This window comes from Pseudomonas sp. WS 5410 (genome assembly GCF_012985645.1).
Classification (GTDB): domain Bacteria; phylum Pseudomonadota; class Gammaproteobacteria; order Pseudomonadales; family Pseudomonadaceae; genus Aquipseudomonas; species Aquipseudomonas shahriarae.
This window is the reverse complement of the sequence record NZ_JAAQWS010000001.1, coordinates 653292-678174: the sequence shown is the minus strand read 5'-3', so window position 1 is coordinate 678174 and position 24883 is coordinate 653292. Positions and strand designations below refer to the sequence as shown.

Annotated in this window: 21 protein-coding genes; 14 read left to right on the top strand and 7 right to left on the bottom strand. The window is 59.7% G+C overall.

Features of this window, described 5'->3' with window-relative positions; translation table 11 throughout:
- Positions 1-2 precede the first annotated feature (2 nt).
- The 4 genes from HBO24_RS02880 to HBO24_RS02865 all read left to right on the top strand — a co-directional run bounded on the left by HBO24_RS02880 (position 3) and on the right by HBO24_RS02865 (position 4650).
- On the top strand, positions 3-1376 hold the full coding sequence (locus tag HBO24_RS02880; RefSeq protein WP_170059271.1) for an acetyl-CoA carboxylase biotin carboxylase subunit: 1374 nt from the start codon (positions 3-5) through the stop codon (positions 1374-1376).
- Positions 1373-2245 (top strand): allophanate hydrolase subunit 1, encoded by an 873-nt coding sequence (locus HBO24_RS02875; protein ID WP_120733391.1) that lies wholly within the window; start codon positions 1373-1375, stop codon positions 2243-2245. The genes HBO24_RS02880 and HBO24_RS02875 overlap by 4 nt, the downstream gene beginning before the upstream one ends.
- Positions 2242-3216: a biotin-dependent carboxyltransferase family protein gene (locus HBO24_RS02870; RefSeq protein WP_170059270.1), complete on the top strand. Its 975-nt coding sequence runs from the start codon at positions 2242-2244 to the stop codon at positions 3214-3216. Before HBO24_RS02875 ends, HBO24_RS02870 begins: the two co-directional genes overlap by 4 nt.
- Positions 3217-3327: 111 nt before the next feature.
- Positions 3328-4650: a hypothetical protein gene (locus tag HBO24_RS02865; RefSeq protein ID WP_057959272.1), complete on the top strand. Its 1323-nt coding sequence runs from the start codon at positions 3328-3330 to the stop codon at positions 4648-4650.
- A 287-nt stretch (positions 4651-4937) separates the two neighbouring features.
- Here the strand turns inward: HBO24_RS02865 and HBO24_RS02860 are convergent, their stop codons facing one another.
- Together HBO24_RS02860 and HBO24_RS02855 are read right to left on the bottom strand one after the other, a co-directional pair.
- Positions 4938-5165 carry a helix-turn-helix transcriptional regulator gene (locus HBO24_RS02860; RefSeq protein WP_081044215.1) on the bottom strand — a complete coding sequence of 76 codons (228 nt, stop codon included), beginning with the start codon at positions 5163-5165 and terminating at the stop codon, positions 4938-4940.
- A gap of 10 nt (positions 5166-5175) precedes the next feature.
- Positions 5176-5736, bottom strand: a complete 561-nt coding sequence (locus tag HBO24_RS02855; protein WP_057440893.1) for a DUF2975 domain-containing protein — start codon at positions 5734-5736, stop codon at positions 5176-5178.
- Between the two features lie 150 nt (positions 5737-5886).
- On the opposite strand from HBO24_RS02855, the gene HBO24_RS02850 reads away from it, so the two are divergent.
- Together HBO24_RS02850 and HBO24_RS02845 are read left to right on the top strand one after the other, a co-directional pair.
- Positions 5887-6222 (top strand): hypothetical protein, encoded by a 336-nt coding sequence (locus tag HBO24_RS02850; RefSeq protein ID WP_157717287.1) that lies wholly within the window; start codon positions 5887-5889, stop codon positions 6220-6222.
- A 254-nt stretch (positions 6223-6476) separates the two neighbouring features.
- Positions 6477-7988, top strand: a complete 1512-nt coding sequence (locus HBO24_RS02845) for a trypsin-like serine protease (RefSeq protein WP_170059269.1) — start codon at positions 6477-6479, stop codon at positions 7986-7988.
- Between the two features lie 76 nt (positions 7989-8064).
- On the opposite strand, the gene HBO24_RS02840 is transcribed toward HBO24_RS02845, so the two are convergent.
- A complete protein-coding gene (locus HBO24_RS02840) occupies positions 8065-8583 on the bottom strand; it encodes a GNAT family N-acetyltransferase (RefSeq protein WP_057440897.1) in 519 nt (172 codons plus the stop codon).
- A gap of 311 nt (positions 8584-8894) precedes the next feature.
- On the opposite strand from HBO24_RS02840, the gene HBO24_RS02835 reads away from it, so the two are divergent.
- From HBO24_RS02835 to HBO24_RS02810, 6 genes are all read left to right on the top strand, one after another.
- Positions 8895-11468 carry a heavy metal translocating P-type ATPase gene (locus HBO24_RS02835; RefSeq protein ID WP_170059268.1) on the top strand — a complete coding sequence of 858 codons (2574 nt, stop codon included), beginning with the start codon at positions 8895-8897 and terminating at the stop codon, positions 11466-11468.
- Between the two features lie 165 nt (positions 11469-11633).
- The gene (gene cueR / locus HBO24_RS02830) at positions 11634-12134 is read left to right on the top strand and encodes a Cu(I)-responsive transcriptional regulator (protein ID WP_170059267.1); all 501 of its coding nucleotides are present in this window, start codon (positions 11634-11636) and stop codon (positions 12132-12134) included.
- Between the two features lie 50 nt (positions 12135-12184).
- The gene (locus HBO24_RS02825; protein WP_057959277.1) at positions 12185-12400 is read left to right on the top strand and encodes a heavy-metal-associated domain-containing protein; all 216 of its coding nucleotides are present in this window, start codon (positions 12185-12187) and stop codon (positions 12398-12400) included.
- 361 nt (positions 12401-12761) lie between these two features.
- On the top strand, positions 12762-14480 hold the full coding sequence (locus HBO24_RS02820) for a hydrogenase maturation protein (protein WP_170059266.1): 1719 nt from the start codon (positions 12762-12764) through the stop codon (positions 14478-14480).
- A gap of 102 nt (positions 14481-14582) precedes the next feature.
- Positions 14583-17000, top strand: a complete 2418-nt coding sequence (locus HBO24_RS02815) for a DUF3772 domain-containing protein (RefSeq protein ID WP_057959279.1) — start codon at positions 14583-14585, stop codon at positions 16998-17000.
- An 89-nt stretch (positions 17001-17089) separates the two neighbouring features.
- Positions 17090-18058, top strand: coding sequence for a DUF2931 family protein (locus tag HBO24_RS02810; RefSeq protein ID WP_222933237.1), 969 nt, complete (start codon positions 17090-17092; stop codon positions 18056-18058).
- Between the two features lie 36 nt (positions 18059-18094).
- On the opposite strand, the gene HBO24_RS02805 is transcribed toward HBO24_RS02810, so the two are convergent.
- The 4 genes from HBO24_RS02805 to HBO24_RS02790 all read right to left on the bottom strand — a co-directional run bounded on the left by HBO24_RS02805 (position 18095) and on the right by HBO24_RS02790 (position 22713).
- On the bottom strand, positions 18095-19321 hold the full coding sequence (locus HBO24_RS02805) for an MFS transporter (protein WP_057444027.1): 1227 nt from the start codon (positions 19319-19321) through the stop codon (positions 18095-18097).
- 163 nt (positions 19322-19484) lie between these two features.
- Complete coding sequence (locus tag HBO24_RS02800; protein ID WP_170059264.1) at positions 19485-20657, bottom strand: MFS transporter; 1173 nt, start codon at positions 20655-20657, stop codon at positions 19485-19487.
- 109 nt (positions 20658-20766) lie between these two features.
- On the bottom strand, positions 20767-21690 hold the full coding sequence (locus HBO24_RS02795; RefSeq protein ID WP_115128405.1) for a LysR family transcriptional regulator: 924 nt from the start codon (positions 21688-21690) through the stop codon (positions 20767-20769).
- 87 nt (positions 21691-21777) lie between these two features.
- Positions 21778-22713: a LysR substrate-binding domain-containing protein gene (locus HBO24_RS02790; protein ID WP_233100756.1), complete on the bottom strand. Its 936-nt coding sequence runs from the start codon at positions 22711-22713 to the stop codon at positions 21778-21780.
- A gap of 104 nt (positions 22714-22817) precedes the next feature.
- Between HBO24_RS02790 and HBO24_RS02785 the strand changes: the two genes are divergently transcribed.
- Together HBO24_RS02785 and scpB are read left to right on the top strand one after the other, a co-directional pair.
- The gene (locus tag HBO24_RS02785; RefSeq protein WP_170059263.1) at positions 22818-24047 is read left to right on the top strand and encodes a CaiB/BaiF CoA-transferase family protein; all 1230 of its coding nucleotides are present in this window, start codon (positions 22818-22820) and stop codon (positions 24045-24047) included.
- Positions 24044-24838 (top strand): methylmalonyl-CoA decarboxylase, encoded by a 795-nt coding sequence (scpB, locus tag HBO24_RS02780; RefSeq protein ID WP_170059262.1) that lies wholly within the window; start codon positions 24044-24046, stop codon positions 24836-24838. Before HBO24_RS02785 ends, scpB begins: the two co-directional genes overlap by 4 nt.
- The last annotated feature ends 45 nt before the right edge of the window (positions 24839-24883 follow it).

Genomic DNA, 24883 nt, shown 5'->3' with positions numbered 1-24883 from the left:
TCATGACCCAAGGTATTCATAAATTACTGATCGCCAACCGTGGCGAGATCGCGGTGCGGATTATTCGTGCCGCCAAGGCGCTCGGGATTCCCACCGTGGCGGCGTGCAGCGAGGCGGACGTCGACTCCCAGGCGGCGCGCATGGCCGATGAAGTGCACATTCTCGGCCCGGCCCGTGCTGACAAAAGTTACCTGAACGTAGAAGCCTTGCTCGGTGCCTTGAAATCCACGGGCGCCAACGCAGTGCATCCCGGTTATGGTTTTCTGTCGGAGAACGCCGATTTCGCCGAAGCAGTCGTGTCTGCCGGTGCCATTTTCGTCGGCCCGAGCGCGGAGACGATCCGGCGCATGGGCGATAAAGCTGAGGCTCGGCGCACGGCGCAAGCCGCTGGCGTACCGGTGGTGCCGGGTTCGCCGGGTGAACTGTTCGACGTTGAATCGGCGCTCAAGGCTGCCGAATCCGTTGGTTTCCCGCTGCTGATCAAAGCTTCGGCCGGTGGCGGCGGGCGCGGTATTCGGCTGGCGGAAAATGCCGAGCAATTGAGTGAAGAGTTCCCCCGTTCCCAGCGCGAAGCCCAAGCGGCGTTTGGCAATGGAGCGGTGTACCTGGAGCGGTTTATCAGTAAGGCCCGGCATATTGAAGTGCAGGTACTGGGCGACGGTCATCACGCCGTGCATTTGTTCGAGCGCGAATGCTCGTTGCAACGGCGCCGGCAGAAAATCTTTGAGGAGGCGCCGTCGCCAGCCCTCAGCCAGCAGCAACGAGAGACCCTCTGCGAAAGCGCCGTGCGTCTGACCGAATCTTTGGGCTACAAGGGCGCCGGTACTCTGGAGTACCTGTATGACGACGCCACTGGGGAGTTCTTCTTTATCGAGATGAACACGCGGATTCAAGTGGAGCACCCGGTCAGTGAACTGATCACCGGTATCGACTTGGTCCAGGCCATGTTACGCATCGCGGGCGGCGAGCCGCTCGGCTTCAAGCAGAGCGACATCCGACTCAACGGCGCCGCCTTGCAAATGCGCCTGAACGCCGAAGACCCGGCGCGGGATTTCTTCCCGAGTCCAGGCCTGGTCGAGGAACTGATCTGGCCGAACGGCGAGGGCATTCGCGTCGATACGCATCTGTATCCAGGCTATCGCGTGCCGCCGTACTACGACTCGCTGCTGGCCAAACTGATTGTTCACGGCGCGGATCGCGCTGAAGCCCTAGGCCGAGCGCGAGTCGCGGTGGCAAACACCACGCTTACCGGCATGGCCAACACCTTGGCGTTGCACGGCGAATTGCTGGAACAACCCTGGTTGCACAACGCCGACTTTCACACGGGCACGCTGGAAACCTGGTTGGCCGAGCGCGTCAATGGAGGCGAATCATGAGTACTCCCGTCCGCTACAGCTTTGGCGCTGATGAACATTTGTTTGCCGAAGTCAGTGACAGCATGTCCCTGGACGCCTTCTTCAAAGGCCTGGCCATCACCCGCGCCGTGGAACGGTTGGCTCTGGATGGTGTGCTCGATATCTGCCTGGCTAACGCATCATTCCAGATTCGTTTCGACCCGGATCGCATCGCCCCTCACACCTTGCTCGAAGCGGTACAAATCGCCGAGGCCGGGGCCGTCGCGGAGCGCACGTTGCAGACGCGGATCATCGAGATCCCCGTGCTCTATAACGATCCCTGGACCCACGAAACCCTGATGCGTTTTCGCGACCGCCATCAAGACCCGAGCGCCACGGACCTGGAATACGCCGCACGCATCAACGGCCTGGCCGACGTCGATGCATTCATCGCGGCCCACAGTGGCGCACCGTGGTTTGTCTCGATGGTGGGCTTCGTTGCCGGGTTGCCGTTCATGTTCCAGATGGTTGAGCGTGAGCGCCAGTTGCAAGTGCCTAAATACCTGCGCCCGCGCACCGATACGCCAAAATTGACCCTTGGCCACGGCGGTTGCTTTGGATGCATTTACTCAGTGCGCGGCGCCGGCGGCTATCAGATGTTTGGCGTTACGCCCGCGCCGATCTACGACCCGCAACAGAACCTTGCGTACCTGAAAGAACACATGGTGTTTTTCCGTCCAGGCGACATTGTGCAGTTCAAGCCGATGGACCGCGAAGCCTACGACCACGCGGTCGCCGAAGTGGAAGCCGGTTGCTTCGAGCTGCGGATTCGACCAGTCGAGTTTTCGCTGGACGCGTTCCTTGCCGATCCTGTCGGCTATCCCAAGTCGCTGCAGGAGGTATTGGCATGATCAAGGTCCTCAAACCCGGCCTCGCCACTTCTGTGCAGGACCTTGGCCGCGAAGGGTATTACCACTTGGGCATTCCGCCGTCCGGCGCGCTTGATCAATACGCCTTGAGCGTGGCCAATCAATTGGTCGGCAACCCCGCAGGAGCGGCGGCGCTGGAGTGCACCTTACTGGGCCCTGAGTTGGAGTTTCAGCAGGATGCACTGGTGGCGGTCAGTGGCGCGCACATGACGCCACGGGTCGATGGCGTGGAAATGCACCACGACACCGCGTTCACGGTGAAGGCCGGGCAAGTGCTGCGCTTTGACTTTCCCAAGGCCGGTGCCCGCACTTATGTGGCGGTGGCCGGCGGCATTGATGTGCCGGTGGTGCTCGGCAGTCGATCCACCTACGCGCTCGGTGCGCTCGGCGGTTTTCAGGGGCGACGGCTGATCGCGGGGGACGAATTGCCGGTCGCTATCGCCAGTGGCAAGGGGCTCGCCGGGGCCAGTTTGCCCATGGCGTTACGGCAAGCATTGGGGGGCGAAATCACCCTGCGGGTAGTGCCCGGTTTGTACTACCACCGTTTGACCGAATCGGCGGCGCAGAGCTTTTTCGCCGAACCGTGGACGGTCGGTTCGGAAGCGGACCGCATCGGCTATCGCTTCAAGGGTGGCAGCGCGCTGAGCTTTCAGCCCCGCGAGCAGCCATTCGGCGCCGGTTCCGATCCGTCGAACATCGTCGACAGTTGCTACCCGATCGGCTCGATCCAGGTGCCCGCCGGGCTTGAACCCATTGTGTTGCACCGTGATGCGGTGTCCGGTGGCGGCTACGCGATGATTGGCACAGTGATTAGCGCCGACCTCGATTTGATCGGCCAGATGCAACCCAACCAGAAAGCCCGCTTTGTTGCGGTGACCCTCGAAGAGGCGCTGGAAGCACGACGATCCTATAAGAAAAAACTCAGCTGCCTGAGCAAGCTGTTCCCTTCCTGATCCTGCCCGCCGCATAGCGCGGGCCATGCCAAACGGTATGCCAACGCCGTACTTCGGTGCGGTGACGGCTGCCCGCGCTTCAACCTTTGACTGGTTTTGGAGTTCACGCATATGGCTGCTTTATCGCAATCGAATCAAACCGGGCAAGATCCGGCCCATCAGCCCGTCCCGACCGAAGCACGCATGGGGCGACTATCCCTGACTATGGCTTGGTGGGCGGTGTGCAGTGCGATGTTTTACATCGTCGTGGGTGCGTCATTGGCGTTGTCGTTCGGTACGCGCAATGCGCTGATCGGCATGGTCCTGTCGGTGATCAGCTATGGACTGATCAACAGCGTGCTCAGCCGCTTTGCGATTCGCAGCGGTCTGTCGGTGGCGTTGTTTTCACGACTACTGTTCGGCAGCACTGGGGCGTGTCTGGCGACGCTGATTTTCTTCTCGACCGCGATCTATTACGCAGTGTTTGAAGGTTCGGTGATCGCCGTGGCGCTCAACCACCTCTATCCGCAATTGGCCTATCCGCTTGCCGCACTGGTAGTGGTGCTCTACAGCGTGCCGCTGATACTGGGTAGCGTGCAGCACTGGCTGGACAAGCTCAACGGCGTGTTGCTCCCGGTGTACCTCGCAGGTTTGCTGGTGGCGGTGGGGCTATCGATCAGCCGGTATGGCTACCAGCCTCAATGGCTGGATTTCGGCCCGGCAACGCCGAGTGCATTCGGCTGGTGGGATTGCTTTGTCGCTTACATGGGCGTCTGGGTGCTGATGCTGTTCACCTTCGACTACGCACGTTTTGGCAAGCCTGAAGACGCCGAATACCACGGTCGCTGGAACTTTGGCATGCCATTCTACGCGGTGACGTTTCTGCTCAACGGCGCGGCGGGGATCTATCTGGTGAGTAGCATTCCCCATGAAGGTGCGCTGAGCGAAGTGTCAGTAGTGATGGCGATTCTGCAGTTGATGGGCCTGTGGGGGTTGCTGTTCGTCTGGGCTACGCAAACCCGGATCAACACCGCCAATTACTACTTGGCGACGCTGAATATGCAGGCGTTCTTCGGGCGTTTTGGCGCGCGCGGCTCATACCTGATGTGGGCAATAGTGGTCGGTGTGATCGTCTACGGGTTGATGCTGGCGGATGTGTTTGCCTACCTCCTCAAAGCGTTGGCGTATCAGGGGATTTTCGTGGTGGCCTGGGTCGGCGTGGCGTTAGCCAAGATCCTCTGCGAGCACAGTGATGTGAAGGCGCTTGAGCGGGTGGCAGCCTTCAATCCGGTGGGTTTGACCGCATGGTTTGGGGCTACAGCACTGGGACTGGCGTTGATGTTTGCAGGCGGTGAGCTGAGCCGCTTTTCCGCCCCCTCTACCGTGATCGTTGCGTTTGCATTGCAGGCAGGCTTGTCCCGCCTAAGCCATTCACGGTGGAGGTACGCAGAATAGGATTTTACGTCGGACTCACCGGCACCCACGGAGCAGGGCGGGCGCCGGTAGGCTGATCCGACTTCATTCCACTTGGGTTTTCCTTGAGCCTTTCCCATGCAGCAGCACTCGACGCGGCCTGGGCTGCTGTTTCCAACAATAAACAGTAGCTGTTTTGAGCCGGTCGTATCCAAAATAGTCTGCAAACTCCAAATTACAACTATTCAGAAAATGAATGCTGGAAGTTGGCGTGTTTTGAGCGCGTACCAGACTCTAACTCGCAGTTGATCTCCCGTGGTGGGCATTTGCTAGACGACAACAGAAACATGTGGCTCCGGTTGGTACACTAGGAGATCTCCAGGCTGACAACTTAAATGGGCACAGATCGCCTCAAGTGTAGCTAGACGTACCCCTTTGACCTTGCCTTGCTTTAATAGGGATAGATTTTGTTCGGTGATACCAATTGCGGCGGCAAGGTCTTTTGACTTAACTTTGCGTTTTGCTAGCATTACATCTAACTCAATAATGATCGTCATTATGCTGGCCTTACACAAAGGTTTGATTTTCGGAACTTACTTCACTCGCTTGTGCCAAAATTCGCGCGATCACCGCGATACATCCGGCGAGAAAGAGAGCGATAAAGTCCGCTGGTGTAAAGCTGATGGTAAGTAAGCGTTGACCGGGTGGAGCATGTAAGGTGACCAGAATACTCAATATTGGTGTGCATATGAAACTTGAAACCACCCAAAGAATGACCCCCCTTCCAACTTTCCCTAAGTGAACGGCAGCATTATTGGAGAAATACTCGCTCCGGGCATACCCCTGGAACAGGCGGCGGAGGTGATTCAGGCCGCTGGCCAAGGCGATCAAAGGCACGCTGGAGATGACGATCGCGCCGAGTATTTGCCACCAGGCGAGCACTTCGATTTTTACCGCGAGTTGGGTCAACATCACTCCGCTCAGGGAAAATCCAAGCCCTAATCCATCGTCTGACCCCAATATCGGAAATACCCACAGTGCGGCATTGAGGATGAGCATGCAGGCTATGAGCGTCAGTGTTAGAGCAGCCATACGCTGGCTAAAGGAAGCAAGGCGGTTAATGGGCATTTTTTTAAGCCTTTTTGATGGGTGGAACTCGATCTTTGCACAAGAAATTACTGTATTATAATAATTATTTATTAAATAGTGTCTTTTGTGGTGTGTTGCCGCCCCTAGTACCTGCCTGGTTGTAGTGGAGGGATAGGGTCTGAGCGCCCAATGCCCCACCGTGTCTACAAACGGGTCAACGCCGTGCTTTCTGACAAAGTCGAGAAACAGGTCAACGAACCGCTCGAAGCCAAAAGCGAGATTTTACGGTTGCGAGCCCAAATGCGGCGCTTGGGAGAACAGCGCGACGTATCAAAAATACAGCGCGGTGCTTCGTCAGGGAGCTTAAGTGAAATGCCGCTTTATGAACGAGCACCGACATCAATATTTGGTCACCACACCGTTCTGGCCCTGACTCTGTTCAGGAACTCGCGATGGCACTCTCAGAAATGGCAATTCGCGCCGGATGAGTTTGAACTAGAGCGGCGATTGTGGATCATCTGCTGAACATCTCGCCCTGAGCCCAACCTTCAGAAGGCTGGAAGCAGGGCGCTTTCAGATGCAGCCGTCCGGTAGGCCAAGACTACACCCTTGCAACATTGACGGCCGGTCTCTGGTGGTGACGACTTCACGCGGGCGTTGTTGGCACGTGCATGAGTACTTCCTCGGTCGTTCACTGTAGCAACCCGATATGTCACATCAGTGAGAAGTGCCGAGTAAATTCAGCGCAAATCACTGTTGCAACACTTCGAGGCTCAATCATGCTGACCCGTTGTTTTATCCCCTTTCTATTTCTTTTGGTTTCTTGTATTGCCGGACAAACCCACGGCAGGGATCTGGCTGAAGGACTGACCGAACAGGACCCGTCTGTGGCGTTGCAGAACCACGACCTGCGCTATGGGCTGTGGTCCGGCATTGGACTTATGAAAAATGCAATCGGGCAAAGCTGCAATGCGGTTCTGCTGGATACTCGCGACCGGCAGAATAAAACCGTTGGCCCCGCCTATGTATTGACGAGTGGGCATTGTGTTTACTTCAGCTACGGCACGGCTTCTATCAACCAAACCGTAGAGGCGAGCATCACCTTCAACTATTTCCACGATACTCCCGCGCAACACCGGAAATTTCGCATTAAAACAGCGCATTGGAGCAGTATGGTCGGCACTGATCTGGCGGTTCTGGAGCTTGATGCGCCATTGGCTGCCCTCATTGCAGAGGGGGTCATGCCACTCAAGCTCGCGGCTCATCAGCACACTGGAGAGCGGGAGGTCATCAATGTCGGATCCCCGACCGGGTTTCGCCAAAAAGGCTTACGCATGAGTGCGTGCAAGGAAACGGCAACAAATAGCTTTGTCGAGCATCCCGGTGTATTTCCTGGCGCCATGAAAAACCGTTGCCAAGACCTTCAGTACGGAAGCTCCGGGAGCCCGATGCTCGATCGGGGTACCAACGAAATTACTGGCATTGTCAGCAAGGTCGCTGCTGTCATCAAAAAGGACATCCTCAGCAACTGTCTGAATACCTCCGCGTGTGAAGCGGCCAAGTTTAACTATAGCTATCCAGCGAACGACCTTCATCATTGTTTTGTCGATGGCCAGTTCTTGAATAACACGCGGGACTGCCAACTGAAATCCGTCGAACTCGTCCTTGAAGAGCCTTGGAAACTCAACCCCTACGTGCATTTGCAGCAGGGTGTGAACGGGCTCAGTATTTGGCCCACGTGGAACATCAGATTCTCGGTCAACGATCCCTACTATCGATTCAAGGCCGTGCGCGAGGTCAGGGAGTGTCGATCTCCCAGCGACTATCACAACGCCGTAGCGTCAACGGATGGTTACATCAACCAGGCGATCGGGCCGGCGCTGGGGGCCCATGTGTTGTGCATCATTGGGATACAAAACCGCAGCGAGCCCCTGACGCCAGCCTTGCTCCACAATGTTTTCACACACTCCGTATTTTTGACCGCCCCAACGCCGACACCGCAGATCAGCCTGAGCTACAACGTCAACTGGGACGACCAAACCACAGACTTCACCCATCACTACTTCTACGTGGATGCTTCAGAACGGGCTTTGTGCCAAGACATCGACGACGTCCGCTATGCATTGGCCAACGGCGGCAACCCTTACCAGGTGTCACAGCTCCCCATCACATTGTGCAGCTATGCCCGCAACCTTGCTGGTCAGCCGTCCGCCGTCCGTACGGATGTAATCGAAATATCAAGGTATCTCCCGTCCCAGCAAACGGTGAAGCCATCACCGTCACTACGCTAAGAGCTCATCGGTGACGATAAAAACGTCCCCGCTTGTTCACAAGGAGTGTCAGCGGGACGTTTACAGCGTAAACGCCTTAAGCCACTGGCCATGCCATGGCACACCGACTGCCCGGCGCGAATCCGTGCTGGTACTCCTCGCTCAATATGGCCGCTAGCCTCTGATCCAGGTCTGCGGTGGCTTTGATCTGGAATCCCAGGCGGGCATAAAAGGGGGCGTTCCATGGCACGCTCGTGAATGTCGTGAGCGTTACGAAACTCAGTCTGTTGGCGCGTGCATAGTCCTTTGCGGCCTCAACCAGACGCCGCCCCCAACCTTGTCCCTGCACCGCGTGCATCACGGATAACTCATAGATGTGTAAGTCATTGCCGTGGCGCGCAGCGCTGAGAAAACCTTGCGGCCGGTTTTCGGCGTCCAGGGCGACCCAGCAGGTCGAGAGCGCGATACGTTGGCGATGTTGCTCAACGGACATCGGGGGTGATTCAACCAGCCAACTCAACCCATCAATCATGCGGAAGGCTTGAGCTGCGGAAATTTCGATGGCAGGCAGGCGTTGTGCATCTTCCGGTACAGCAACGCGAATAATCGCCGGCATGGGTTGCCCTTGGTGAGGTGAGACTGAACTGGAAAAACCAGCGTTCGAGGGGTGAAGATATCATGCACTCAGAGCCTCAGGCTCAGTGGTTTTGATGGCCGTCGAACTCATCAGAGGCCGGTCTAGAGCGGTTGCCGGTATCGCTCAAGGTCCGCGCGCAGGCTCTTACGATCTGCGTGCGGTAACGTCATCCGCAGTCCAGCTGTCACACCAAACGCCAACCTGGCGAAACAGATGACGCAAAAGCCTTGACCTTTCCATCATGGGAAGCTTCAGGCTTGCTTCATCAGTAACATTCAAGGGGTATTGCAATGGCTACGGTTTCCCATCAGCAGGGGTCCAACCCATCCAGTTCGCGGGAGGTGCGCCTGAGTCTGCCGGTCGAGGGCATGACGTGCGCATCCTGCGTCGGTCGGGTCGAGCGCGCGCTGAAAGCGGTGCCTGGCGTGCACACGGCCGCCGTCAATCTTGCCACCGAGCATGCCAGCATCACCTTCACCGGGGCGCCCGATCCCCAGGCGGCGGTGCGTGCCATCGAGAGCGCAGGCTACAGCGTGCGTGAAGAGACGACTCATCTTGCGATAGAAGGCATGACCTGTGCGTCATGTGTGGGCCGGGTCGAAAAGGCCCTGGCTAAAATCCCCGGCGTGCTCGAAGCCACGGTTAACCTGGCCACCGAGCGTGCCCGGGTGCGCCACTTGGGCGGCGCAGTCTCCGCGGCAGACCTTGAAGCAGCAGTGGAGCAGGCCGGCTACAAGGCCCGCCGCTTGTCCGCCGAGTCGCCGAGCGAGGGCGACCAGGATGCCGCGCGGCGCGACAGCGAAGCTCGGGAGTTGCAGCGCTCCATGTTGATTGCAGCGCTCCTCACTTTGCCGGTCTTCATCCTTGAGATGGGTTCGCACCTTATCCCTGCCATGCACCATTGGGTGATGGGGGTCATGGGGCAGCAGACGAACTGGTATGTACAGTTCGCGCTGGCCACCCTCGTGTTGTTCGGCCCAGGGCTGCGGTTTTTCCGCAAAGGCGTACCGGCGTTGCTGCGAGGGGCGCCAGACATGAACTCGCTAGTCTCTGTGGGCACCGCGGCGGCTTACGGTTATTCGCTGGTCGCGACGTTTATTCCCGAGGTTCTGCCGCAGGGCACCGCCAACGTCTATTTCGAAGCCGCAGCGGTGATTGTGACCCTGATCCTGCTGGGCCGCACGTTGGAGGCGCGCGCCAAGGGGCGAACCTCACAGGCGATCAAGCGGCTGGTCGGTCTCCAGGCGAAGACCGCGCGCGTGGAGCGCAATGGCGAAATGTTGGAAGTTGCCCTTGATCAGGTGACGGCCGGCGACATTGTCTTCGTCCGTCCGGGGGAGAAGGTCCCGGTCGACGGCGAGGTGATTGAAGGCACCTCGTACGTTGACGAGAGCATGATCAGCGGCGAACCGGTGCCTGTGTCCAAAAGCGTAGGCGCCGAAGTCGTTGGCGGCACGATCAACAAGACCGGTGCGTTCAGTTTCCGTGTGACCAAAGTGGGGGCCAACACCGTCCTCGCGCAGATTATTCGCCTGGTGGAAGAGGCGCAGGGCTCCAAGCTGCCGATCCAGGCACTGGTGGACAAGGTCACGATGTGGTTTGTCCCGGCGGTGATGGCGGCGGCCACGGTGACCTTCCTGGTCTGGCTGATTTTTGGCCCGACGCCGGCGCTGACGTTCGCGTTGGTCAACGCGGTAGCGGTGCTTATTATTGCCTGCCCCTGTGCCATGGGGCTGGCCACGCCGACCTCGATCATGGTCGGCACGGGCCGCGCAGCCGAGCTCGGGGTGCTTTTCCGCAAGGGCGAGGCATTGCAGGCGCTACGCGATGTGTCGATTATCGCCCTCGACAAGACCGGCACGCTGACCAAGGGCCGGCCTGAGTTGACCGACCTGGTTCCCGCCGAGGGCTTTGACTACGACGAAGTATTGGCACTTGTCGCGGCGGTGGAGACACGCTCCGAACATCCGATTGCCGAAGCGATTGTCAGCGCGGCAAAGAGCAAGGGCATCACGCTTGCACCGATTGAGGCCTTCGACGCCGTACCGGGCTTTGGCGTGACGGCGAAGGTCGCCGCGCGCACGGTCTCTGTGGGGGCCGACCGGTTCATGACGCAACTGGGCCTTGATGTGACGGGCTTCCAGTCGACTGCCCAGCGTCTCGGCGAGCAAGGCAAAAGCCCGCTCTATGCAGCGATTGATGGCCGCCTGGCGGCGGTGATCGCGGTTGCCGATCCGATCAAGGAGACCACGCCCGAAGCGATCAGGGCCCTGCACGCGCTGGGGCTCAGGGTGGCGATGATCACCGGTGACAATGCAGCCACGGCAGCGGCAATCGCCAGGCAACTGGGCATCGATGAGGTGGCGGCCGAGGTGCTGCCCGACGGTAAGGTCGCGGCGCTGAAAAAGTTTCGCAGCAAGGGGGCGCGAGTTGCCTTTGTGGGTGACGGGATCAACGACGCACCGGCACTCGCCGAAGCAGACGTCGGGCTTGCCATCGGCACCGGCACCGATGTGGCCATCGAAGCCGCTGACGTGGTGCTGATGTCGGGCGACTTGCGCGGCGTGCCGAACGCCATCGCCCTCAGCCAGGCGACGATCCGCAACATCAAGCAGAACCTGTTCTGGGCCTTCGCCTACAACGCGTTGTTGATACCGGTTGCGGCGGGCGTTCTGTACCCGCTGAACGGCACGCTGCTGTCGCCGATCTTCGCCGCGGCGGCGATGGCGCTCTCCAGTATCTTCGTGCTTGGCAACGCACTGCGGCTCAAGCGCTTCCGAGCACCGATGACAGTAGAGAGCAGCGCCGAGGCGCCAGTGGGTGGGGCGGCATTGGCCAAGCCACGCCTAGCGAATGAGCACTGATATCAGGCTTGGGTTTGAACACGATTGAGGAGGCTGTAATGGCCAGTGAACCTCATCCGAGCGTGATTGTTTGAGGACACGGCCAAGCGTACTCATACGCCGTGTGCAGGTGAGTTCCCGATTTTGCAGTGAGTAGTTGATAGGTTCCCTCAGGAGGAGAGAATGATGAATATCGGTCAAGCAGCCAAGTTCTCCGGCGTTTCGGCTAAGTCGATTCGCTACTACGAACAGATTGGTTTGGTGCCCAAGGTCAGCCGGTCTGATGCCGGCTATCGAAACTACGGTACACAGGATGTGCAAAACCTGCGTTTCATTCGCCGCGCGCGTGACCTTGGCTTTTCGGTCAGGCAGATCTCCGAGTTGCTGGTTTTGTGGGGCGACCCTGATCGCGGCTGTATCGACGTCAAGGCCATGGCCCTGTCCCATGTGGCCGGGTTGAAGGCGAAGATTGCTGACCTGCAGGCCATGGCGCAAACCCTTGAGCAGTTGGCCGAGCAATGCCATGGCAACGATCGTCCGGATTGCCCGATCATTGCCGGTTTGGCGCAGCGCACAGCCGCCGTGGCGATGGAACTGCGCCCCAGGGCTCATCAGAATCCCCCCCGGTTTGGGGGGGATACGGCCGCCTCATCCCAGCATCGCGCCGCGATGCAGATGCATTTGTAAGCGCTGGCAAGGCTCACATTCACTCTTCAGAGCAACTTCAGGAGTTCCACATGCTGCGTTTTTTCATACCAAACATGACCTGTGGCGGCTGCGCCAGGTCCGTTACCCGGGTACTGCTGGGCGTAGACCCGCAGGCCCAGATCAAAACTGATCCGCCCACACGTGTGGTCGTGATTGACAGCACTCTGGATGCGCACACGCTGCTCACGGTGCTGAGTGACGCCGGGTATCCGGGTGAGCATCTGCCGCAAGCGATATCCAGCTGATCGTTGCCGGCGTAGTCCCGCAGGGCTGGCGCGAGATCAGATTTTTATCAATAAAAAGCCGGGAGATTGTCTCCCGGCTTTTGTATTTCCCACGTTTAGAAAGCCGTCACAAGGTGTCAGGAGACTACGCCTGCAGCCCAAGCAACCAGTACATCAGCAAGATCAGGCGGGTAGCTGCTGAGCGGGTCAAGCTGGGTGCATTGGCTAACATGCACGCCACTCAAATCAAGCCGATGTGCTGACACAAGATTGACCTCGATCATCTGCCTCCCCCGATACTCCCTCTACTCTGGCACTTCCATATAAGGCCAAGGATGGCTCAAGGAGCCTGCGGCCATGCATTCTCAAGGAAGAGTCAGTCATGCAGTCATTGAAGATCATGTTGTTGTCATCGGCGTTCAACGGGTTGACCCAGCGGGCCTGGCTGGACTTACGCCAGTTGGGGCACACGCCCAGTGTGGTGCTGTTCACCGATGAAGCCTCGGTATGTCGGCAGATCGAGGCTTCGGCGGCGGACCTGGTGATTTGTCCGTTTCTCAAGGACCGCGTACCGCAGCAACTCTGGAGCAATCCTGAGCGCCCGGTGGTGATCATTCATCCGGGCATCGTCGGCGACCGTGGCGCCAGCGCGCTGGACTGGGCCATCACCCAGCAAGTCAGGCGCTGGGGCGTCACGGCCTTGCAGGCGGTGGAAGAAATGGACGCCGGTCCGATCTGGTCGACCTGCGAGTTCGACATGCCCGCCGACGTGCGCAAATCCGAGTTGTACAACGGCCTGGTGAGTGACGCGGCGATCTCTTGCATCCGCGATGTGGTGGAGAAATTCGCCAGGGGGTTCGTGCCCACGCCCCTCGATTACACGCAGCCCGACGTCGCTGGGCGTTTGCAGCCGAATATGAAGCAGGCTGACCGCACCTTCAGTTGGTACGATTGCGCACGGTTTATCAAGCGCAGTATCGACGCCGCTGACGGCCAGCCCGGGGTGTTGGCCAGCCTCGCCGGCGGGCAGTATTACCTGTATGACGCGCACCTGGATGCGCGCCGCGGCACGCCGGGCGAGATCCTTGCGGTACAGGACGACGCGGTATTGGTTGCGGCCGGCGATCACAGCCTGTGGCTCGGCTCGCTCAAGCGCAAGGCCTTGCCCGGCGAGGAAACCTTCAAGTTACCGGCCCGCCATGTATTAGCCGGGCAACTGGCTGATGTGCCGGTGCTGGACGGCTCGCTCGCCAACCAAGGCTTCGACGAGATGGCCTATCAGCCGATTTGTTACCGAGAAACCGGTCATGTGGGCGAGCTGACCTTCGAGTTCTACAACGGTGCCATGAGCACTGAACAGTGCCAGCGGCTGGTCGCAGCGTTGCGCTGGGCCAAGGCTCGGGACACCCAGGTGCTGCTGGTCAGGGGAGGGCGCGGGAGCTTTTCCAATGGGGTGCACCTCAACGTGATTCAGGCGGCCGAAGTGCCGGGGTTGGAAGCCTGGGCCAATATCCAGGCCATCGATGATGTTTGCCGCGAGCTGCTGACGGCCCGGCAACTGGTGGTCAGTGGCCTGACGGGCAGCGCCGGAGCCGGCGGTGTGATGCTGGCGCTGGCCGCCGACATCGTCTTCGCCCGGGCGGGTGTGGTCCTTAATCCGCATTACAAGACCATGGGCTTGTATGGCTCCGAATACTGGACCTACAGCCTGCCTCGGGCGGTCGGCAGTGAAGTCGCCCACAAGCTTGTCGAAGAATGCCTGCCGATCAGCGCCCTCCAGGCCCGGCACTGGGGAATGGTCCAGGACATCGGCCCACGCTGCCCACGGGCATTTGGCTTATGGCTGCTGCAACAGGCCAGCGACGCGTTGACCGATGAAAGATACGCCCTGCATCGTGCTCGCAAATCGAACATGAACCTTGCGCAGATTGAGCGCTGCCGCGAAAACGAGCTGGCACAGATGCGGTTGGATATGGTGGAAAACCGCCAGCAGTTTGCCGAGAAGTGCCGCAACTTCGTGTTCAAGCGCAAAACCTGCCAGACCCCGCAGCGCTTGCAGGCGCCGTGGGCATTGGCGCCCAGGGCCACACTGGTTGACTGAGAGGAAAACGCCGCATCTACTCTTTTACCGCCAGGGCGGAATTTCCTTTCTGCCGTGGCGGTCCATAATGCCAATGGAAAAAAGACAGAAAAGGGTGAATTGATGCGGCGAATTTATAGGGGCGTCATCTGCCAGGCCTTGCTGGCCATGGTTATGGCTATCAGCCTGCCGGGATGGGCAGATGCGGCCGCCACGCCGGCGCCAGTAGAGGTCGTCGACAGCCTGGTGCTGTTGCCCGAAGACGCCAACCTCAAGCAGCTTGGCCAGCAGCTTGAGCTGATTCGCCAGAGTGTCCCCATCAGTACCAGTGACGAAAAGCTGGCGGAATTTCGACAGGGCGCACTGCAGGTGCAACAACTGGCCGGGGCATTGCTCACGGTGCGCGCCACCGAGATGGAGCGCATTGACGATCAACTCAAGGTATTGGGCGCGGCCCAGCCGGGAGAGGCGCAGAGCCTCACCGAGCAGCGGGATGCCCTGACCCGAAAAAAGAACAGCCTGCTTGAGGATGAGCAGCACGCCAAGCAACTGAGCCAGACGAGCCGCGAACTCGCCGCGCAGATCGTCAACCTGCGGCGCAATCTGTTCAATTCCCAGGTCACCTCCCGTACCGATTCGCCCTTCAGTCCCACATTCTGGTCGACCCTGATCCGCCCCACCGCTGAAGACCTGCAGCGCCTGGACAACCTCAAGGCCGAAGGCATCGTTGCCCTCAAGAGTGCCATCAGCCCGGAGCACCGCTGGGCGTTCTTCAGCACGCTGTTGGTGGCGGTACTGATCTGGAGTTTCGGCCGGCGACTGCTCGAGCATCTGCTTACCTGGGCGATGATCCGTTGGCTGCCGGAGGGGCGCCTGCGGCGCAGCACGTTGGCGGTGGCGGTAGGCTTATCGTCGATCCTGACGATCATGGGGGCCGTCTCGCTGATGCGCTGGGGCCTGGAAAGCAATGCGGTCCTGAGTGAAAACCTGGGCCGGCTGTCCGATCACCTGGTCACCCTGGCCACCTTCTGTGCGTTTATTGCCGGCCTTGGACGCGCCTTGCTGATGCTGCCACGCCCGTCCTGGCGGTTGCCGGCCATTGCCGATGAAATCGCCAGTGCCCTGGGGCCTTTCCCGGCGATTCTGGCGGTGGCGCTGATGCTGGTGGCGACCGAGGAGCGGATCAACAATGTTACGGGGGCCAGCCTGGCGCTGACCGTGGCGCTCAATGGCCTGACCGCCCTGACCACCGCGCTGATCTTCATCGCCGCGTTGCTGCGCGTGCGCCACGTGCGCAAAAAACTTGAGTTGCAGCGCCCAGGCGGGCTCGCCGGTATGTTGCCCTTTGTCGCGTCGATGTGGGTGGCGGTGATTGTCCTCGCGTTGTTCACCGGGTATCTGTCCCTGGCCTACTTCCTTACCGTCAAACTGTTGTGGGTCAGCGTCGTGGCAGCCACGGCTTACCTGTTGATCGCCTTTTTTGGTGACGTCTGCGAAACCCTGCTTTCGCCCAGGCAGCCCAGCGGCCTGGCATTGGCCAACGCCCTGGGGCTGTCGCCACGGCACCAGGCCCAGGCGTGCACGGTGCTGGCGGGCGTCGGCCGTACCTTGCTGCTGCTCACCGCCGTGATGGCGGCCTTCCTTCCAGCGGGCTCCAGCCCCAGTGAGTTGCTCCAGGGCTTCAGCCAACTGGGCGAATCCAGCAAGACCCTGGGTAACCTGCAGATCGTTCCCCAGGACATCCTCATTGCGCTGCTGATGTTTGTCGTCGGCTTGTTCGCCGTGCGCACCTTGAAGCGCTGGCTGAGTGAGCGGTTGCTGCCTGAAACCAACATGGATGCCGGCATGCGCGCGTCCCTGGTGACCCTGGTGGGCTACCTCGGTTTTGTGTTGTTGAGCCTGCTGGTGATGTCCACCCTGCGGATCAACCTGACCAGCCTGACCTGGGTGGTCAGTGCCTTGTCGGTGGGCATCGGCTTCGGTTTGCAGGCGATTGTGCAGAACTTCATCTCCGGGCTGATCCTGCTCACCGAACGGCCGGTGAAGGTCGGCGATTGGGTCAGCCTGGGGGGCGTGGAGGGCGATATTCGCCGGATCAACGTCAGGGCGACCGAGATCCAGATGTCCGACCGCTCGACGGTGATTGTGCCGAACTCGCAGTTCATCTCGCAAAACGTGCGCAACGTCACCATGGGCAACGCGCTCGGTGTGGTGAGCATCACCCTTACCTTGCCGCTGGATACCGATGTACTGAAGGTTCGCGAACTGCTGATGCAGTCGTTTACCGAGCACGAGGCGATTCTCGACACTCCCGCACCTTCGGTCACGTTCAAGGACCTGGCCAGGGATGGCTTGATCATTGGGGTCAGCGGCTACGTCAATAGCCCGCGCTCGGTGTCCGGCACCCGCAGCGACTTGCTGTTCATCCTGCTTGCGCGCCTGCAGGACATGGGGATTACATTGTCTTCGCCCCAGAGCATGGTGCTGATTCCGGGAGAGGCAGGTGCAGTGGCTGGTGATGTTCCTGTGAGGCAATCATGAAGTGGCAGTGCGTGACACTAAAAAGCCCGATAACCGTGATCGCTGCGGTCTTGTTCTGTTTTTCCATGGCGGCGTGCAAGAGTAAAGACATGCCTGAAACCTATAGCTGGACGGGAACTGTCTCTGCACCACAGGAATACCCCATGGAGGTTTACCGTGGCGCCCTGGTCGCTGAGGGCTTTACCTACGGTTTTGATGCGATCTGGGGCACACAGAACACCGGTTGGGGGAGTCCGGGCGGAACCATGACCACGGCGCTGGAAAAAAAGGCAGTGCCCTATCAACTGGAATTCACGTGGTACTCGCTGGTGGAGAGAACGTTCTATAGCGGCCAATGGAACTTGGACCCACTGAAGATAAAGAGCCTCCTGGATGAGGGCTTTATTGATCAAGACACCCATAAAAAAGACACCTACAGCACGTTTATCGTGGGGTTGGCGCCACAGGGCAGGGTGGTGCTCTGGATGAGCGGGGCGGGAAACCAGAAGGAAGTGGGAGTCTTTCAGGCGCAGGCCACAAACCTTACCAAGGAGAGCGCCTACAGCAATGCCCAGTACATGTTCAAAGACGGCTATGCAGACCGCATGCTCAATGATCCATCCTATAAGACCTTCAGTGCCGATATCCGGCAAAAAATAGCCACGCAGGGCTATCCCCCGGCAAACATCTACGACACCTACCGGGAGAAATACAGCTGGAGGCCTGTCGTTGTGCTGCAGCAAGGCGAATGGCTAGATTTCGGATTCAGCGCCTACAACGGCGAGCAGGAGAATCTTTTCGGAAAGGCCCTACTCGACAATCACTATGTAAAACGGGCCATTCCAACGTTCTGCGGGTTCTATTGGCGCAATGGCAACAGCCGGTATGGCGTCTGGATTGACGCATTCGATGAAAAAGAAATCTTCGATGTTTTCCAGAAACTGGGCAAACAAAAAGACATAGACCTGCTGGTGAAGGTTGACGCGCAAAACACCGGGGTTTCCCTGGCATTAAGGGCGGGCGCGCAAGAGTTTCCCATCGGCAAAGCCAAAGTCAGGCTGTCCCGTAAAATCGAGTAGGCTCCCCCGCCTGAGGGGAGAGCCAGGTTTCACTGCTCAGCAGGGCTGGGCCGCAAGGCTGTTGCTGACATTGCGTCCCAGCACCAGCACCGTCACAAAACCCAAGCCTACCAGCACCGTGGCGAGGCTCAGGAGCACCGAGCTGCCCAACTGGTCGACGATCCGCCCACCGAAGAATGAACCCAGGGCAATAATCACCTGGAACAGGGCGACGAAGAGCGGCATGCCGCGTTCGACATCCTTGGGCGCCACGACAAACATCCAGATACTGGCACAGGCCGGGAAGGCGCCGAAGGCAAAACCCCAGAGCCCAATCAACATGGCTGCTCCGGTCATGCCGGTGGCAAAGTGGGGGAACAGGGCGGTGCTGGTGCCTATCATCAGCGCCACCAGCAACAGGGTGTGACGTACGCTGCGGTTGGCGGCAAAGCCGGCAAAAATATTACCCGCGACCCCAGCCACGCCGAAGAGCAACAGCAATGAGCCAATCGTCGGGCCGTCGAAGCCGGCACTGTGCTTGAAGAACGGCGCCACATAGGTGTACGCGGCAAAGTGCGCCAGGCCGATCAGCAATACTGCGATCAATCCGACCCGCGCTTGGGGGTTGATAAACAAGGCGGGCAGGTCGCGGATGTGGATGGCTTTCTCCGGGTTGAGTCGTGGCAGCAGAAATATCTGCGCCAGGAGGACCGGGACGCCCATCAGCGCGGTGACCAGGAAGGTCATGCGCCAGCCCATCAGGCCGCTAAGCCAGGTGCCTACGGGCACGCCCAGCACGGTGGCGAGGGTCACGCCGACCATGATGATCGAAGTCGCCTGGGCCACGCCCACACCCTTGGGCGCCAGCCGGCCGCTGAGGGCAATGGCGGTCGCCCAGAAGCCGCCGATGCTGATGCCCAGCAGTACGCGGCCCAACAGCAGCAGGCCAAAGTCGCTGGCAAAAGCCACCACCGAGTTGGCGATGATCATGATCAGCGTCAGGCCGATCAATAAATAGCGACGGTCCATGGTGCCAATGCTGACCGACAGCAAAGGCGCGGCGAGGGCGGCCATGATGCCGGGCAGGGTCACCATCAGCCCGGCGTGACCGGCAGTGATACCCAAGTCACTGGCAACATCATTGAGCACACCCACCGGCAGAAACTCGCTGGTTACCAGGGCGAAGGCACCTACAGCCACGGAGAGAATCGCCAGCCACTGCTGTTTGACACTCTGTTGATTATGTTCGGGAAGGCTGCGAGGGGCCTGGTGGGCACTTGGCATGGTGTTGAAATCCGGGGGGAATGCAGCCTGAAGCCAGGCCGGGGGAGAATGTGGAGGCGATTATAGGAACCAGCATTGGCAATTAAACAGGCCGGTCGGTTTGATAGTCATCATCAATGCAATCAATGCAGCGCCTACAAGACCGTTGAGTGGCAGGGACTGTTCAATCGTCCACGGCTGCTTTGGGCTTCATCTGCAGCCCAAGCACGCCCATGGCTACTAATGCCGCGCCGGCACCCGCAATGGGTATATAGGCCAGCCCGAACTGGCTGATCACCCAGCCTGCCCCGATGCCACCCAGCGCAGTGCCGAGGTTGAACGCGGCAATATTGAGCCCTGAAGCCACTGCACTGGATTGGGGAATATGCTGGTGTGCCAGGCGCAGCAAGCGCAGGGTCGACAGGGTCACAATGGCAAAGAACACCACCCCCAACAGCCCCACCAGCATCAAGGTGGCGATGATCGAGTCGCCCCACACATACAAACCCAAGAGGTTGAACATCAATGCGCTCAACCCGCCGAGCAGGCATCGGTCGGCGTCGAATGCATCCGCGAGGTAACCGCCCAGCACGTTGCCAAGGATGGAGCAGACACCGAACACCAGCATCGCAAAACTCAGCACTTGTGGTTGAACGCGGGTGATCTCCAGCAGGAACGGCGACACAAAGGTAAAAAATGAGAAAGTCGCCACGCTCACCAGGATTGCGATGCTGGCAGCCATCAACAGTTCGCGCTGCAGCAGGGCGGCGAGGCTTTGTTTCAGGCCGTGGTCTTTGTGCAGTGCGTCGGTGGGTGGTTGGCGCATCAGCAGTATCAGGCCCAGGGCGCTGATCAAGCCCAGGCCGCCAATCGCCAGGAATACCATGCGCCATGACCAGTAGCTGCCGAAAAAGGTACCGATCGGCACGCCAAAGGCGATCGACAGGGTCAGGCCAATCCACACCAGTGATAGCGCACGCCCGGCCCGTAGCGGGTCAACCAGCTTGACTGCGGCGTTGGAGGCCACGGCCATGAATACACCGTGCGCCAGGCCGATAACGAAGCGTACGCCATGTAGGGTCACGATATCTGCTGCCAGGCTGATGACTACGCTGCCGGTGGCCAGCACGGCGAGGGTCAGGAGCAATACGGTTTTGTCGCGCCAAGTGGCCAGCATGGCGGTGATGACCGGGGCGCCGATGGCCGCACCCAGGGCGTAGGCTGCAATGGCCGAGCCCACTTGCGAGATGGACTCGCTCAGGTCGATGGAGATTGCCGATACCAGGCCGGCGACGACGAATTCGGACAAGCCGAATGTGAAGGTACACAGTGAAAAAATGTAGATGACGGCAGGCATAAGAACTCAGTGACGGGAGGAGGGCGAGCGAGGCTTTAGGTGATGATGGGGCGCTGCTAGCCCGCTGGGAAATACTATAAAAGTCTCTGCCTGATACCTTTGACGACGACTAACCCCTGGTCGATGGCACCGAGGCAGGATTGAAATCGAGCATGGCGATAAAACTGTCCAGCAACGGTGATGGGTTGTCGGTGTTCCAACTCATATACAGGCCGATTGTCGGGTTGGGGGTCGCGCTCACGGGGCCGATCCGCCGAAACACGACCTTGTCGCGCATGATTGAGTGGGCAATCGATTCAGGCACCAACGCGACCCCGAAGCCACAGGCCACCAGGCCGATCAAGGTATGGATCTGCGCGGCCTCCTGTACCACCCTGGGGTAAAAGCCGGCGGCTTCACACAGGGCGATAAGTTGGCTGTGATAGCCAGTGCCCAGGGCTTGGGGGGTGAACACGAAGTCTTCGCCAGCAAAGTGCCGCAAATCGATCTGGCCAGCACCCGCCTTGGGGTGATGGGCGGGCAGCGCCATCACGATCTCTTCATCCAGCAATAGGCGCGACTCGACGTTTTGCGCCGAAATCGGCAATTTGCGCATGAAGGCAATGTCCGCTTCTCCCGCCACAATCGCCTTGGCCTGGCTGGAGGATGGCATCTCCTTGATGATCAATTGCACCTTGGGGAAGTGTTCGCGGAACCGGCGCAGGCTATTGAGCAGCGACTCGTAGTAGGTGATCGACACGGCGGTCACTGTCAGCTTGCCCGCGATCCCTTCGGACACTTGGCGAGCGTGTTCGATGCCCAGCTCCAGTTCCTTGAGGGTGCTATAGGCGGCGTGCAGGAACGCGTCACCGGCCGGGGTCAGTTTTACCCCGCGTTTGCTGCGGTTGAACAGACTGAACCCCAACTTGCCCTCCAGGCGGTTGATGGCCTGGCTCAGCGGCGGTTGGGCCATGTGCAGGCGGATCGCCGCCTTATGAAAGTGCAGCTCTTCAGCCACGGCAATGAACTGGCGCAGCAGGCGGGTTTCGATCATGTCTTCTGTTCCTTCATTTGAACCGATCAGTGGGCCAGGCGCGGCAATGGTAACGTTTATTGGCCCGCGTCGAGCCCCAGCCTTTTGTCACTGGCCGTCCGCCCACCCCGGCTGGCGCCCGAACGCCTCGAACAGCTCAATGATGGTTGCCTTGACCTTCTGCACGGCATTGCTCTCGACCACCGTGTCATGCCAGCACAGTGAAAGATCGCGCTTGAACAGTCGATGATCGATCCTGGCCAGCTTGAGCCGCTGTTGCACCAACTCGGCGTGGGCCGCTGCCCACGGCAGGATCGTGACACCCAACTGCGCCTTGACGGCTGAGAACAACAGGTCGGTGGAGTTGGCTTCAAACTCAACCTCGCATTTGAGGCCGGCCTCCTGCAGGGCAAACTCGACCCGATTGCGGATGGTATTCGGTGCACACGGCAGCACCAGCGGCATTTTTGCCAATGCCTCAATCGACACCGGGTCTTCGGCCAATTCAAATTCCGGCCAGGCCACCAAATACAGCGTTTCAGTTAACAGCCGCTGGAACGCCATGCCTCGGGTTTCGACCACATCAACGTTCACCGCCAGTGCCACCCGCCCCACGGTGATCAGGCGCCCCAGTTCGGCGCTGGGGGCGTCAATCAACTCCAGCTTGATGCCGGGATATCGCTGGCCAATCGCGCGCGCCAAGGGAATGGCCAGCATGCGTGCGGTACTCGAGGGCATGCCGACCGAGACTTTGCCCTGGGGGAAGTCGGCGTCCTGGCGCAGCATTTCCCGGGTGCCATCGGCTTGGCGCAGCAGCTCGATGGCGTGCCGGTAAAGGGTCTGCCCGGCCGCCGTGGCGACTACGCCGTGCACGCTGCGTTCGAGCAGCGGCATGCCCATATCCAGTTCCAGATTGCGCATCTGCTGACTGATTGCGGGCTGCGCAATATGCAGCGCTTCACTGGCGCGGGTAATGTTGCCGCACTCGATGACTTTGACGAAGTAGCGCAATTGGCGCAGGTCCATGGGTACCTCTTTAGCCATATAATTTTCCGATGAGATCAGAGGAATATCATATTTTTAGTTTATGAGATACGGCGCCTAGACTCGGACCACAACCCACTAAGCGTTCTTCACTGGAGAACCCTATGCAAGCTTTGCAAGGCGTGAAAATCGTCGACCTGAGTCGCGCGCTGTCGGGGCCGTTCTGCACCATGGTGCTGGCAGATCTGGGCGCCGATGTGATCAAGATCGAGTCCGGCCCCGATGGCGACATGAGCCGTACCTGGGGGCCCTTTGACCGGGGCGTGAGCACCTACTATCTATCGTGCAACCGCAACAAGCGCGGCATGTGCATTGACCTGCGCAACCCCAAGGGGCTGGCCACCCTCCAGCAACTGATTGATGACGCCGATGTGGTCATCGAGAACTTCAAGCCCGGCACGCTGCACAGCATGGGCCTCGGTTATGAGGTGCTCAGCGCCCGCAATCCACGACTGGTGCTGGGCAGCATCAACGCCTTTGGCGCCGATGGGCCGATGAGCAGTTGGCCGGGCTTCGACCAGATCGCCCAGGGCTACTCGGGGCTGATGAGCCTGACCGGTTTCGGCGATGGCGACCCGACGCGCACTGGCACCGCTATTGGCGACCTGACGTCGGGCATGTGGCTGGTGACAGCCGTGCTGGGCGCGCTGCTGGAGCGCGAGCGCAGCGGGCGTGGCCAGCATGTCAGCACCTCGCTGCTGGCCAGCCTGGTCGGCTTGTTGAGTGTGCATGGCCAACGCTACCTCAGCCTCGGGGACGTGCCGCGCCGCACCGGCAACGCCCATTCGGTGATTGCGCCTTATGGCGTGTTCCAGACCCTGGATGGCCCGCTCAATCTGGCGCCGATTACCTCGGCCATGTGGGGGCGCCTGTGCATACTGCTGGATTTGCCCGGGCTGCCGGACGATCCACGGTTCGCCACCAATGAAGCGCGGGTCGAACGTCGTGATGAATTACGCGATATTCTCGAAGACCGTTTGAAAACCCGCAGCAAACGCGAATGGACCGCTCTGTTTGTCGGCGCAGGATTACCCGCAGGCCCGATCAATACCCTCGATGAGGTGTTCGCCGACCCACAGGTGCTGCACAGCCAACTGACTGAAACACTTACCCATCCGACCCTCGGCGCCCTGCGCCAGGTGGTGACCCCGGTGTTTGGCAGCACTGCCAGCGGTGCCAGCCGCCCACCGCCACTGCTGGGTGAACACACCGTCGAAATCCTGCGTGAAACCGGTTTCGACAGCGCCTCGATCAACGCACTGCTCGACGCAAAGGTCGTGTTCCAGGACTCCGCCGACAGCCCCTGCACCCAATCAACAGGAACCGCACAATGAATCCCGCTGCTACTGCCACCGTGACCGTCCACCCAGTCGATGAGCGCATCGCGCGACTGGTCTTCAGCAACCCCGCACAACGCAATGCACTCAGCGCACAACTGTTGCAGTCACTCGATGAGAGCCTGCAGACCCTGGCGGCGCAACGCATCCCGGTGGTGATCCTGGGCAGCGAAGTCGGCCAATCGGTATGGAGCGCCGGCCACGACATTCGTGAGCTGCAACACGACCGCGACCCGATTGCCTACGGCAAGCCGCTGGAGCGGGTCATACGTCGCATCCGTGCTTATCCCGGTGTGGTGATCGCCCTGGTATCCGGCTCGGTGTGGGGTGGTGCGGTGGACCTGGTGATGAGCTGCGACCTGGTCGTCGCGGACCCCAGCGCCAGCTTTGCCATGACCCCCGTGAACATTGGCTTGCCGTACACCACCAGCGGCTTGCTGCGCTTTTTCAACAATTTGCCGATTCATGTGTTGAAGGAAATGTTCTTCACGGCGAAGAAGCTTGATGCGCAGCGTGCGGAACGCTTTGGCCTGGTCAACCGCCTGGTCGACAGCGATGTATTGGAAGCGACTGCGCTGGAGCTGGCGCAAGGTATTGCCAGCAAGGCGCCCCTGGCGGTTGCGGCGGTCAAGGAACAGCTGCGCATCCTTGAAGACCTGCAACCGATGCCGGTGCAGGCGATGGAACAGATTGCCGAACTGCGCCGACAAGCCTGCGAAAGCGCCGACTTTGGCGAAGGCCTGGCAGCCTTTGCCGAGCGCCGGCCGGCGGTGTTCAGCGGTCGCTAGAACACGCGTGCGGTAGCGCCACATCCCGAAAAAATAATAACAAGG